We start from the raw sequence: 12913 nt of genomic DNA on the forward strand, positions 1-12913 counted from the left end.
TTCACTGCTACTTTTGCTGTTGATGATTAGCGTTATTTGGTTGATATGGATGATGTTGGTGCCAATGGTTAGCAATATCGATTCGACGACACAACCACACGCTGTCGTGCTCTTTGACGTAATCGAGGAAACGTCTTAAGGCAGCAATACGACCGGGGCGACCAATCAAACGACAGTGAAGCCCAACCGACATCATTTTCGGTGCGGTTTCGCCTTCCATATACAGGGTGTCAAACGTGTCTTTTAGATACTGGAAGAACTGCTCACCCGAGTTGAAGCCTTGCGCGGTTGAAAAACGCATGTCGTTCACATCGAGAGTGTATGGGATCACCAGTTGCGGATAACCAGTCTCGGTGTGCCAATAAGGCAGGTCATCATCGTAGGCATCTGAGTCGTAAAGAAAACCGCCCTCTTCTGCAACCAAACGACGCGTATTTGGCCCCGTTCGACCTGTGTACCAACCTTGCGGGCGCTGACCCGTCACTTGTTGGATGATCTCAATCGCTTTGGTCATGTGGTCGCGCTCTTCAGACTCATCAATGTATTGATAGTCGATCCAGCGATAACCGTGGCTACAAATTTCATGCCCGGCTTCGACCATGGCCTTGGCAGCGTCTGGATGACGCTCAATCGCCATTGCGACAGCAAAGACGGTCAGTGGGATTTCATATTCATCGAACAAGCGAAGAACACGCCATACACCCGCACGGCTACCATATTCATAAATGGATTCCATGCTCATGTGACGTTCGCCTTTGATCGGTTGTGCTGACGGGATCTCTGAAAGAAAGGCTTCAGACTCGTCGTCTCCATGTAACAAACAACGCTCACCGCCCTCTTCATAGTTCAATACAAAAGAAACCGCGACGCGCGCATTACCTGGCCATTGAGGGTTTGGAGGGTTAGCTCCGTAACCGATCAAATTTCTTGAATAATCCTTATTCATCCAAGTACTCCTAACATAAGTGGTTGGCTTAGCCGCTCGTTAAGTGAGTCACCGGATGATTCAATCAAATGGATTCTCAATAAACAGAGCAACCTTACCCCTGTACATTTATTGTATACAATTATTTATCTCAATGTAAAGATTTTGTTATTCAAGTTAAATTTGCGCACTATATTCATTTAAAAACAATGATTTAACAAAATTAAAACTCACTAAAAAACGATAACCAAGATCTATAAATCCAAAAAAAACGACACAATGGTTAACATTTTTCCAACAATTTGCTTTACTAATTGTGTACAGTTCGTACATAGTTAGTGATAACAAAGTGACCAGTTGCATTCTTTGCAAGGTCGAAGCAGACAGATAAACCACGGAACAGAGGAGCGCTAAAAGCGCTATTAAAGGACTATGGGAAGATTAACAACACACGTATTAGACACGACTCACGGCTTACCGGGTGCAGAGATCAAGGTAGAGCTTTATAAGGTCAATGAAGACTCAACAGAAAAGCTGGCGACGGTAATCACTAACTCCGATGGCCGAACCGATGCGCCCATTCTGGCAGGGAATGATTTCCGACCGGGGAAATATCAATTGGTGTTCTACGTTGCGGATTACTACAAAAGCAAAGGTGTGGAATTGGATGGTGTGCCTTTCCTAGACGATGTTGTTATTCGCTTTGGTCTAGATGATCCAGACGCGCATTATCACGTTCCTCTTCTCGTCTCGCCTTACAGTTTCTCAACCTATCGGGGCAGTTAGTCCCTTGTCCTAGCACTTAGAACTAGGCTCAACCGTCGAATAATAAACAGATTCACGTGTACATCCCAAAGGGTGTGCACTCACTAAACACGCTCATATAAAAATACTAACAACGTTGTTAGTTAGAAAGTTGATGACTAAACAACTGATAGCTAAAGAAATAACGGCTAGGGAACAACTTAAAAACTCAATATTGAAATCTCGCTGTATTCAATAAATGGATCACAACATAAAAGGACTTGCTGACATGAGTGAGAGTAAAACAGAAATACTCAACCAAGACGCGAATAACGGAATTTTAGAGAAACTCTTTAAAATTAAGGCCCACGGAAGCAGCGTGAAAGATGAATTAATGGGGGGTGTGACTACCTTCGCCACTATGGCTTACATCATCTTCGTTAACCCACAAATTATGGCTGCGTCAGGCATGGATACAGGAGCGGTATTTGTCGCGACTTGTATTGGTGCTGCGATCGGTTGTTTGTTAATGGGGTTATTTGCGAACTGGCCTGTCGGTCTTGCACCGGGCATGGGCTTGAATGCCTTCTTCTCGTTCACGGTAGTAAGCGAAATGGGCTACACCTGGGAAGTGGCGTTGGGTGCGGTGTTTATCTCCGGCATCTTGTTCGTTGGGATGAGTTTCTACAAAGTCCGCCAATGGATCATTGAAAGTATTCCGGTGAGTCTTCGTTATGCCATGACAGCGGGTGTTGGCCTATTCTTAGGTCTAATTGGCCTTAAAACAGCGGGCATTGTCGTCGAAAACCCAGCGACTTTGGTTTCTTTAGGGGATTTCACTAAACCTGAAGCTCTACTGGCCGCTATCGCCTTCTTGATCATCGCGGTACTCAGTGAGCGTAAAATATTTGGTGCAGTGTTAATCGGAATTTTGAGTGTGACTCTGGTCGGCATGATGCTTGGTTTAGTGCATTACAACGGCTTCTTCGCTGCTCCACCAAGTTTAGCGCCTACGTTCCTTAAAATGGACATTATGGGTGCGCTTGATGTTTCGATGATCAGCGTTATCTTGGCTTTCCTTTTCGTCAACATGTTCGATACCGCAGGTACTTTGATGGGCGTGGCTGAGCGTGCAAATCTGACGAACCCTGAAACAGGCAAGATCGAAGGTCTGAGCAAAGCGCTGAAAGCCGACAGTATCTCAAGCGTGGCAGGTGCGTGTATGGGTTGTCCGCCAGTCACCAGTTACGTAGAAAGTGCCGCAGGCGTTGCAGCAGGTGCGCGAACTGGCCTATCTGCGATTGTGGTTGGCGTGTTGTTCTTAGCGGCGATTTTTCTATCGCCACTTGCAGGCATGATCCCCGCTTACGCAACCTCTGGTGCGCTGATTTACGTAGCGTTCGTAATGATGAGCAGCATGCAACACGTAGACTGGAAAGACTTCACCAACGGTGCACCCGCAGCCATTACGGCACTAATGATGCCACTGACGTTCTCTATCGCGAATGGTATCGGCCTGGGTTTCATTACCTACACAGTGCTTAAGCTGGCGACAGGTAAAACAAAAGACGTCTCAATTTCGATGTACTTCCTAGCGGCTATCTTCATCGCCAAGCTAGTGTTCATCGGTTAATCAGCCATTCAATACCGCTAGATCATGGTGGTTTGGCTCAACAACGAGCTAAGCCATCATCGTTAATTGTCACAATTAACGAACAACATGATTTTTAAGAAAGCTAATAGTACTAATTCGTGGAGAGCAAATGCCCTCTGCCGCTTTAGTGCACCTTTTTTATGACCCTACGCAGTTTGTAGAAGTCATTATTTGACCGCCATTCGCCTGTAAATGGAAAAGCAGGCAGAGGAATATCAAATGAAACTTCTGTACACCTTAAATGAAAGACCGCCTCACGGCTTAACCCTTCTACTCGCATTGCAACATATGCTCGCCTCGATTGGTGGCATCGTTGCAGTCCCCCTTATTGTTGGCGCTTCCATTGGCCTACCTAACACAGAGATCGTCTCACTGATCAATGCTGCGCTACTGGCTTCAGGTATTGTGACTGTCGCTCAATGTCTTGGCTTTGGTCCTATTGGTATTCGACTGCCCGTTGTGATGGGTTCGAGCTTTGCCTTTTTGGGCGTCGCCATTTCAATCGGCAACGAAGGCGGTGTCGCCGCGATCATGGGCTCGGCGCTTATCGGCTCGTTCGTGGTGATTGGTGCCAGTTTCTATATGGACAAGGTTAGGAAACTGTTCCCTACCGTGGTAAGTGGTGTGGTGGTTACCCTAATCGGCTTAACCATTTTACCCGTTGCCATGAATTGGGTCGGAGACTCTCCTGCCAATACTGAACAATTCGCTACACTACCAAAGCTGTTTCTAGCACTGATCTCTTTGGGGATTGTGGTGGGCGTATCGGTTTACTGTAAAGGCGCAGTTGCCGCTTCGGCCATCGTGATTGGTTTAGCGGGCGGCTACATTGTGGCGCTATCGCTCGGCATGGTCGACCTTGAGCAAATCAGCTCTGCCGCTTGGATAGGTGGTCCTGAACCCTTCAAATACGGCTTTACCTTTTCTGCGAGTGCCATCATCAGTATGAGTTTGGTGTACATCGTGGTTATCGCCGAAGCAACGGGTGACTTCATGGCTCTGGGTAACAACTGCCAAACCCAAGTCAGCGGTAAAGATCTAAAACGCGGTCTGCTGGGCGATGGCCTTGGCAGTACCTTATCTTCAATTTTAACGGCAATGCCATTGGCGTCATTCAGCCAAAACGTCGGCATTGTAGGCATCACAGGTGTAGCAAGCCGTTACGTAGTGGCTGCAACCGGTGGTTTGCTAATTTTAGGAGGTTTATTCCCGAAATTAGCCGCTATTGCCGTCACAATTCCGAAACCTGTTCTAGGTGGTGTAGGTTTCGTGATGTTCGGTATGATTGCTTACGCGGGTATCCGCATGTTGATCAAAGCCGCAGACACTAAGCGAAATGCCTTGGTAATTTGTGTAGGTTTGGCGTCTGGCTTGGCCGTAACTTTCGAACCAAGACTGCTACAACACTTACCGCATGATTTGGCGAATTTCCTTCACTCTGGCATTACCACGGGCACCATCATGACAGTTCTGCTAAACCTTGTGTTGCCGAAATCTTCACGAGCAGAAGAGCAAGAAGCGTTAGCCGAGAGCCAAGCCCAAGTTCAGCTAGAAATGAAAGAACAGGCTGAAGAAGAACGACACTCAGACGAGCAATTAGAGATTCAACAAGCAAGTACAGAAGCAGATGTTCAAGCGGCTTCAGAAAACCCTGAGCCCAAAGCGAACTAGCTGGTTCTCAAATTAACTGGTTCACTGACTAACGTAAAACCGATTTCCGTAGGATCAGGGCTGATTAGAGCATTGAACGTTTTAACGTCCCTGATTCGAATTTATCTACCAACAGCAAATACCAATAAAGACCCTCTTCCCTGAAAAGGCTGAGATGGCTAAGGACTACTATGAATGGAAACCATCTGGATTAAGAATCCTCTCGCAATCTACACTGGCTCACTAGTTGATGCAGAAGGCGGTATTGTCATTAAAGGTAATAAAATCATTGAGCTGGTTGGCAAACACAAAGAGCCAACCTCACCCGTAGATTACAGCGTCGACGCCTCTCGTCATGTTGTAACCCCAGGGCTTATCAATGCGCACCACCACTTCTATCAAACCCTAACGCGTGCCTACCCCGGAGCACTCAATAAAGAACTCTTCCATTGGCTGCAAAGCCTCTATCCTGTTTGGGCTAATCTCGATGCTGAAATGATGAGCCTTGCCACAGAGCTGGCTCTGGTCGAGTTAATGATGTCAGGGTGTACGACAGCATCAGACCATCATTACTTGCTACCCAGTGGGCTAGAACACGCCATCGATTTACAAGTCGAGGCGGCAGAGAAACTGGGTGTAAGAGCAATATTTACGCGCGGCTCCATGAGCCTTGGGGAAGATGAAGGTGGACTACCTCCACGACACACCATTCAAGCCGAACAGACCATTATTGATGACAGCCAACGCTTGATTCGCGATTACCACCAGCGTGATGAAGGGGCGATGATTCAAATCGCGCTCGCGCCTTGTTCGCCATTCTCGGTCACTACAGACCTGATGAAAGAAACCGCCAAGATCAGCGAACGTGAAAACGTAATGATGCACACGCACTTATGTGAAACGCTCGATGAGGAGGACTTCTGTATCGAGAAGTTTGGCCTGCGCCCAGTTGATTACCTAGAAGATGTCGGTTGGCTCAACGAACGCACTTGGCTCGCTCATGGTATTCACTTCAATCCAGAAGAGATCAAGCGCTTAGGTAAAGCAGGAATTGGTATTAGCCACTGCCCGACGTCCAACATGATGTTGGCTTCCGGTATTTGTAAGAACAACGACCTTGAAGCCGCTGGCGTCAAAGTCGGCCTTGGCGTGGATGGTTCGGCCTCAAATGACGGCTCTAATATGATTGCCGAAGTACGCATGGCGATGTATTTACAACGCTTGCAATATGGCTCGGCAAACGTATCTCACTTCGACGCGCTGCGCTGGGCAACGTCAGGCTCTGCACGAGCGATGGGGAGAACCGATATTGGTACGCTAGAAGTCGGCAAACAAGCCGACATCGCGATGTTCAAGCTCGATGATATTCGTTTCTCTGGTAGCCACGATCCACTGGCGGCATTGCTACTTTGTGGCGCTCAACAAGCGGATAAGGTGATGGTAGCTGGAAAGTGGCGAGTGAATGATGGTGCCGTGATTGGCGTAGACATGGAGCTACTGATGCACCGCCACCACGCCGCGGCCATGAAACTAGGTAAGCTGGCGATGAATAACAACTAACTACTTTACTTGCCCATCAAACACTGCAAGCCAATGCGCGTGGCGAAGATGGGCAAACACTCATAAGTATCCGAAACATCTAAAAACATTCGAAAACACACGCAAACATCTACGAAAACCTGCAAAGAAAATCTGAAGACATAATTGCCTCTCAGTTTATGTATCAGTCAGTTTTCTTAAATAGTTCTATCTTTATTAAACTAAAAAATAAACCTTAACTAATTGAAGATAACCTAATTTAATGCAATCTAATTTAATAATTACTAATAAAACATTCACTAATTAAATATTCGATTAATATAAAGACACTCGTACATTGTTTGGCACAGATCAAATTTAAAACGTTCGTTCTATTTATATATTCATCAAATTAATCAACAGATTTAGTAATAATCATAATGATGACTGTAATTATACTTTTATCATTTACCACCTTTATGAATAGAATGAAAACCCCTCGAGACCTTTCCATACCTAGCCTGACAAAAGAAACAAAACTAATGATTCAAATATCATTAAATTCAATAGATCAGCAAACGATCAATATGAATCCAAATGTGTGATCTAAATAGAACTTTTCATTATAAATCTGCTATAGATTGGCCGAATCTTATAAAAACAAAAAACACATTAAAGGAGTGAATTTTAAAACCATAAAATAATCACAAGAATAACAATATAAAACTATTCAATAACCCTTCATAAATATCTAAATAATGCCATCAAATGGCAGGGGGATTATTGTCTTTGCAAAAAGCTAATAACAAATCTAACAGGGCTAAACGATGAAAAAAATCACAAAAACACTCGTATTATCTTCAATTTCAATTGGGCTACTTTCCTCTTTTGCTTTCACTTCTCAAGCAGCGTCAGTTCAAATTAACCAAGCGTCAGCTGAACAAAACATACCTCAAATCACCTACAATACGATCATCGGTGAGAATGGCGTCTTTATTGACCTAGAGACCGACAACTTTATCCTAAAGCAACAAGAGTGGTATCAGATCCAAGCTTATGTCGAAGGTGCGTTGGCGCTGCCCGTGACAGAAGCCAGTATGAAGTCGACTTTAAGTATCCCTAACGATATTCCTTTCTCTAATTTCCAAGCACTTGTCGAGCAATACTCAAGCATTCACGATACTGCCTTTTATTGGAAAAAAGACCTTTACCCAAGCATCGTTGATCTTTCATTAAGCTTAGCCAATTACGCACAAATCAAAGACTATATGCTCAACCCTTTGAGCGACGCCTTAAATGAAATGCTGGCCAAAGCATTCTCGCCACTGCCAGAAGATATTGAAGCAGTGGAACGCAATAGAAAGATGGCGATCGCTTACCTAAAAAGCCTGCAGAACTTTTCGATGAGATACCAACAAGAAGTGTCTGACGTTGGCGGCAGTCTATTGGAATTTTCAGCCACACTGGACACGCAAAAATTGCAGTTAGATGTGCTGGAAGGCACACACAACGGCTATCTAAGCGATGATGGCAGTGCCCTTCAGCAACGAGTGAATGACATCAATGCGCGCATTACTCAACTCAATAAAGATTATACTCACTACGTTACGGTCGCCTCTACTGCTGTGACTTATGCATGGTTCCCTCTGGTTGCAGGGCCAATCATGGGCGTCTTCGGCGATAAAGCAGAAAAAGCACGCAAACTTCGTAACGAATTACAAAACGAAGTAAAAGAGCTTCAAGAGCAGTTAACTTACACGCAGAAGATATATAACTCTTATCATCGATCTTCAGAGAGTATCGATGTAATTTCTCAGCAAATTGAAAATGCGATTCCACATATTAATAAGCTGAAATTGAACTGGCAGAAAATGAATGCCGACTTTACTTCACTGCTCGTTGCACTTGAACAAGCTCAGGATAACGCCGACATCATGAAAGATGACACCATGTTGGGTGCGATAGGCGCTCTTGCGAATACAACAGTTGCGGAAAGTAATTGGACGAATATTAGTGAGAAAGCAAAAGCGTTCGCAAACAATGCATATATCCAAAAAATGGATTAGTCCCTATACCTCTCGAAAAATAGCGCGACAGATAAAATCAACGCTATATACAACAACTCTATACGCAGTAAATAAACTGCTAAAAATATAACAAGATAGCCAAATTATCTTCCGAATAAGAAGCCGCACCTTAAGCAAATTAAGGTGGCGGTTTCTGCTATCCAAAATTTGGCAAATACTAATTTCGACAGGATATAGATATGAGACTTCTACCTATTATTATTTCTCTTTCATTTTCTCCACAGGCTTTTTCTAGCGACTGGCTTGAACTAAACAATTTACCCAATTCAACCGAATACCCAACCTGGGTTCAGTCTGCCTATTCCAATGTTGGCGTCCTATCGCGTTCAACATCCGATTTACACATCAACCTAAGTGACTGGATTGCAGAGCAGAACCTCTACGTCACTAAGCCTTCAAAAATCGTTGTTTTTGCAGATACGATTGAGGTTCCAGAGAACTTCAACTTACTCGTAAATAACCAAAACATCCTGATATTTGCACGTAGAATCGTTGGTCAAGGCACACCAACGTTTGTGCTCGGACAGCAAGGTTCTGCTGCCTCGATTTCTGTGATTGCGGGCCAGATAGAAACACCCATCAATGTGCTTGCTTTTCAAAGTGATGGCAGTATTACACGAGATGCTCTAACAGGAAAAATCGGTGATGGTGAGTCCGTTGTCTTAGCTGGAGAAAACTACCGAAGAACCACCATCGACTCAAACATCACTGGGCAAATGAAATTAGCTTCTGAGCCTTTTACAGACATTGTAAATCGTTCTTTTGATATGGCTGCTAGCTTATACGACACTAACCCAGAGCTTAGCCTCGACCTCATCAACTGGATTGAACAGAGCCTACGTTACTCAGGTTCTGTAGTAGAAGACGACCCTATTCTTTCAGATCTTTACCTGCAAACGGTCGCGTTCAAACAGTTCATTAGCTTCAGTACTAAAGAGAGCCACTACGTACCTTACCTGGACAAAGTTCTGTACCAAGACAAGTACGAAGCGTATCTGAAGGCGATGGTCGCCTACCAAGCTCAATGGGACATTATTCAAGACAGAAACACCGTCATTGAAGACAAAATAGAAGCCGCTAAGTTAGCACTCGCTAACATTGAAGACGTTCTTCGCGCTCAAAGTTCAATCATTACGCAAACCCAATCAAACATAGACAAGATAGGAGACAGCCTTACTGAGGTTGATAGCCAATACAAAGCACAAGAGTTAGTCACCCTTGATGCGAGAACGACTTACTTAGTTGGCGTAGAGAATTGGAAAACCCAACAACAGCTCAAAGCAGCTTTGGCCATATTCAAAGCGATAGCCGAGATTGGCAGTGCGGTAAGTGGCGTATTCACAGGCAACCTTTCAGGTGTCAACGACCTAACTGAGCAATTGGCTAAAACGCCCGAAGCGTTAGAAAAAGCGAAAAACCTAGTCACCAATATCAAGTCGGTCACGGGCATTATTGATAGCGTGACCAAAACGATTTCTGGTATCTCTCAGCTGACCGCTGATATTAAATCAACCATCAAACTCCAGAAGATATCGGAAGCGATGGATGGCTTTAACTTCAACATCCCAACCATCAATGAAAGCAATCTGGCGTGGGATCTGATGATCACTGAGATCCGCAGCAACTTAAGATATGCCGATAGCTTAGGTATCAAAGGATCAAGACAATACCTGCTCGAACTCGAAAAGCAGGTTCTGTTAGGTAAAGCCATTAACATCACGCAGCTTAACTTTGCTCAGGAGCAAGCCAAGCTGGTCGACTTGTTGTTAACCAAGAACGTAACCATTAATCAACAGCAAAGGCTGAATGATGCAATTGGGGGTTATCAGGTAGACACCGACAGCTTCGATTCGATTGAACGTGAACTATCAAGAGTATTGATGCACTTCAAACGCCCGATGTACGTTGCTTTATCTAACTATGTTCAGGCATACGAATATTGGGCATTGAAGCCAAGCGAGGTCACGCCTTCTCTGAATAAAAGCTACTTAGACTACCAGTTTGATTTGGCGTCCATCGAAAGTGAGTATGTGAATGCACTGTCTTCTTTCCAACCCGCACCACAAGACTTCACCATAGATAACTACACCATTTCCAGCCCGGAGCAACTCGAGAGCTTTGCAACGACAGGACAACTCAACTTCTCTATTCCATTGGAGCAAGTCCAACTCTGTTCGTTTGACCGCGTTAGGCTATCCACGGTACGAGTGTTCTTAGAGGGTGAAAACTTACCTTATGGCAAACAACTCAACCTGCGAGTTTCAAGTTCGGGTAACTATTTAGACCGATATGAAAATCAAGATTACCAGTTCAGTTCTAACCCTGTTTCACGTGCGTTCTATTACCGCCTAGATGATCCAACCACCAACGATGTTAGCATCATCACCGATGGCGCCGTGGCGAATAAATTCGAATACGCTTACTTCCAACCCACTCCGTTTTCATCATGGAATGTCACACTCAACAACTTTGATAAAACCGAACAAGCGAACAACCAGTATCTACAAGATATCGAGCAGATTCGCGTCGAGTTCTTAGGCAGCGGTATCCCGAATGGGAATAGCTGCTCTAATTAGGCAAGTGCTGTTTTAATTAAGCAAATGTTACTCTCGTTAACCAAGAGCTACTTTAATTAACCGAGGCGTTGCTTTAATCCAAAGAACCGAGGTTAAGGGGATAAGCCAGCAACAAAAAGGCCGACATTACGTCGGCCTTGTTCATTCTTTTCGATTTTAAGAACTAGGTTTACATCCTAATCCATCAAGCTCTTCGACTTGATTGCCTTCTTAGAAAGCTCTTTAGCAAACGCTTTAATGTCAGTTTCAAATCCATCGACGCTTTGGCGAATTTCATCCAGTTGAACCGTCTGCATCACTCGGTTTTCCATCACGATTTGGCCATTAACGATGGTCGTGTCGATATTGCTTGGATTCGCTTGATAAACCAGTGTCGCGTATGGGTCGTAGCTTGGCATCATGTTCGCCGATTGTGTCTCTACAATCACGATATCTGCTTTCTTTCCGACTTCAAGAGAACCGATTTGGTCTTCCATATGCAAAGCTTTCGCGCCGCCTAATGTCGCCATCTCGATCACTTGTTCAGGGATCATAATGGTGCGGTCTGAATGCTTTAAGCGTTGCATGTTAGCTGCGTAACTTAGGGTACGCATGATATCAACTTGGTTGGAGCTCATTGGCCCGTCTGTGCCTAAACCAATACGCATATCAGCTCGGTACATCTCCCACGCAGGAGCTATTCCTGTCGCACCCTTGGCGTTCGCCATTGGATTGTATGAGATACCCGCATCCGCCTGTTTCAGAAGCTTTTGGTCGTTCTCTGACAGGTGGATACCGTGAGCAATCACTACACGCTCATCGAGCACACCAATTTCATCCATGTATTCCACTGGTGACGTCGCTTTGGTTTCATCTTTGATGCGCTTTTCTTCATTAGGGAATTCAGCAACATGAATCAACACCGGTACATCGTATTGAGCAGACAGTTTATTGATTTCTTGCAACTTGTCTTTGCTCACAGTGTACACCGCGTGTGGTGCATAAGCGGGTGTGATTAACTCATCGTTTTTGTACTGCTCGATAAAACCTTTGGCATATTCAATTCCGCCATAAGGTTCTTTAGCATCGACCACTGGGAACTTAATCACCGTCTCGCCAAGCACTGCACGCAGGCCAACTTCTTTGGTCGCCTTGGCCATTTCGTCCATGTGGTAATACATGTCGGCGTAGGTGGTTACACCGCTTTGTGCCAATTCGATCGAGCCAAGCTTAGTCGCGTTGTAAATCAGTTCACGGCTTAGCTTTTCGGCTTCGAGTGGGAAAAAGTAAGCAAACAGACGATTCGAAATGCCCTCTTCGCCTAAGCCACGAAATGCAATCATAGGAAGATGGTTGTGCGCGTTCACCATGCCCGGCATAACGATCCCATCTTGAGCATCTATCACCTTTTCAGCACGGTACTGAGTAATCAAATCCTCATTGCCCACTGCGATGATCTGGTCGTTTTTCACGACGACAACACCATCTTCAATCACATCCATTTCTGAATTGATTGTTAGAACCTGTCCATTGGTGATGATCAGATCGGCGTTGTATGTTTGCGTCGCGACTGTCGAACCACAGCCTGCCAGTAGAACTGCGCTGATGGTGCATGCCAAGCTTTTAAGCGTCATTGCTAAACCTATATGTTGTGCGTGTAATATTGTTAGAAGCTTCACTTTGATGTTCTGAGTTGTTCACTTCTAAGTACAATAAGTGCCGCTAATTTTTGCAACACTATAACCTGTTATTTAAATAAAATGGCGTACCTAATCGAACC

Annotated in this window: 8 protein-coding genes; 6 read left to right on the forward strand and 2 right to left on the reverse strand. The window is 44.8% G+C overall.

Annotated features, from left to right (window positions below; translation table 11 throughout):
* Positions 1-7 precede the first annotated feature (7 nt).
* Complete coding sequence (puuE, locus tag BCU75_RS09670; protein WP_102473702.1) at positions 8-946, reverse strand: allantoinase PuuE; 939 nt, start codon at positions 944-946, stop codon at positions 8-10.
* A 411-nt stretch (positions 947-1357) separates the two neighbouring features.
* Between puuE and uraH the strand changes: the two genes are divergently transcribed.
* From uraH to BCU75_RS09700, 6 genes are all read left to right on the forward strand, one after another.
* Entirely contained in the window at positions 1358-1711 is a 354-nt protein-coding gene (gene uraH, locus BCU75_RS09675; RefSeq protein ID WP_017069064.1) for a hydroxyisourate hydrolase, read from the forward strand.
* Between the two features lie 247 nt (positions 1712-1958).
* On the forward strand, positions 1959-3302 hold the full coding sequence (locus tag BCU75_RS09680) for an NCS2 family permease (protein ID WP_102473703.1): 1344 nt from the start codon (positions 1959-1961) through the stop codon (positions 3300-3302).
* Positions 3303-3542: 240 nt separating this feature from the next.
* Complete coding sequence (locus BCU75_RS09685; protein ID WP_102473704.1) at positions 3543-4994, forward strand: nucleobase:cation symporter-2 family protein; 1452 nt, start codon at positions 3543-3545, stop codon at positions 4992-4994.
* Between the two features lie 174 nt (positions 4995-5168).
* On the forward strand, positions 5169-6533 hold the full coding sequence (locus tag BCU75_RS09690; RefSeq protein ID WP_102473705.1) for an 8-oxoguanine deaminase: 1365 nt from the start codon (positions 5169-5171) through the stop codon (positions 6531-6533).
* A 785-nt stretch (positions 6534-7318) separates the two neighbouring features.
* Positions 7319-8557: an alpha-xenorhabdolysin family binary toxin subunit A gene (locus tag BCU75_RS09695; RefSeq protein ID WP_102473706.1), complete on the forward strand. Its 1239-nt coding sequence runs from the start codon at positions 7319-7321 to the stop codon at positions 8555-8557.
* 200 nt (positions 8558-8757) lie between these two features.
* The gene (locus BCU75_RS09700; RefSeq protein WP_102473707.1) at positions 8758-11154 is read left to right on the forward strand and encodes a hypothetical protein; all 2397 of its coding nucleotides are present in this window, start codon (positions 8758-8760) and stop codon (positions 11152-11154) included.
* 176 nt (positions 11155-11330) lie between these two features.
* Here the strand turns inward: BCU75_RS09700 and BCU75_RS09705 are convergent, their stop codons facing one another.
* Entirely contained in the window at positions 11331-12767 is a 1437-nt protein-coding gene (locus BCU75_RS09705; protein ID WP_102473708.1) for an amidohydrolase, read from the reverse strand.
* Positions 12768-12913: the final 146 nt, after the last annotated feature.

Source organism: Vibrio splendidus, assembly GCF_002873455.1.
Classification (GTDB): Bacteria; Pseudomonadota; Gammaproteobacteria; order Enterobacterales; family Vibrionaceae; genus Vibrio; species Vibrio splendidus_J.

Excerpts from the sequence above, each read along its gene's own strand:
- BCU75_RS09705 (WP_102473708.1), bottom strand. The coding sequence starts at position 12,767 with ATGACGCTTAAAAGCTTGGCATGCACCATCAGCGCAGTTCTACTGGCA.
- BCU75_RS09690 (WP_102473705.1), top strand. The coding sequence starts at position 5,169 with ATGGAAACCATCTGGATTAAGAATCCTCTCGCAATCTACACTGGCTCA.
- BCU75_RS09700 (WP_102473707.1), top strand. The coding sequence starts at position 8,758 with ATGAGACTTCTACCTATTATTATTTCTCTTTCATTTTCTCCACAGGCT.
- uraH (WP_017069064.1), top strand. The coding sequence starts at position 1,358 with ATGGGAAGATTAACAACACACGTATTAGACACGACTCACGGCTTACCG.
- BCU75_RS09685 (WP_102473704.1), top strand. The coding sequence starts at position 3,543 with ATGAAACTTCTGTACACCTTAAATGAAAGACCGCCTCACGGCTTAACC.
- puuE (WP_102473702.1), bottom strand. The coding sequence starts at position 946 with ATGAATAAGGATTATTCAAGAAATTTGATCGGTTACGGAGCTAACCCT.
- BCU75_RS09695 (WP_102473706.1), top strand. The coding sequence starts at position 7,319 with ATGAAAAAAATCACAAAAACACTCGTATTATCTTCAATTTCAATTGGG.
- BCU75_RS09680 (WP_102473703.1), top strand. The coding sequence starts at position 1,959 with ATGAGTGAGAGTAAAACAGAAATACTCAACCAAGACGCGAATAACGGA.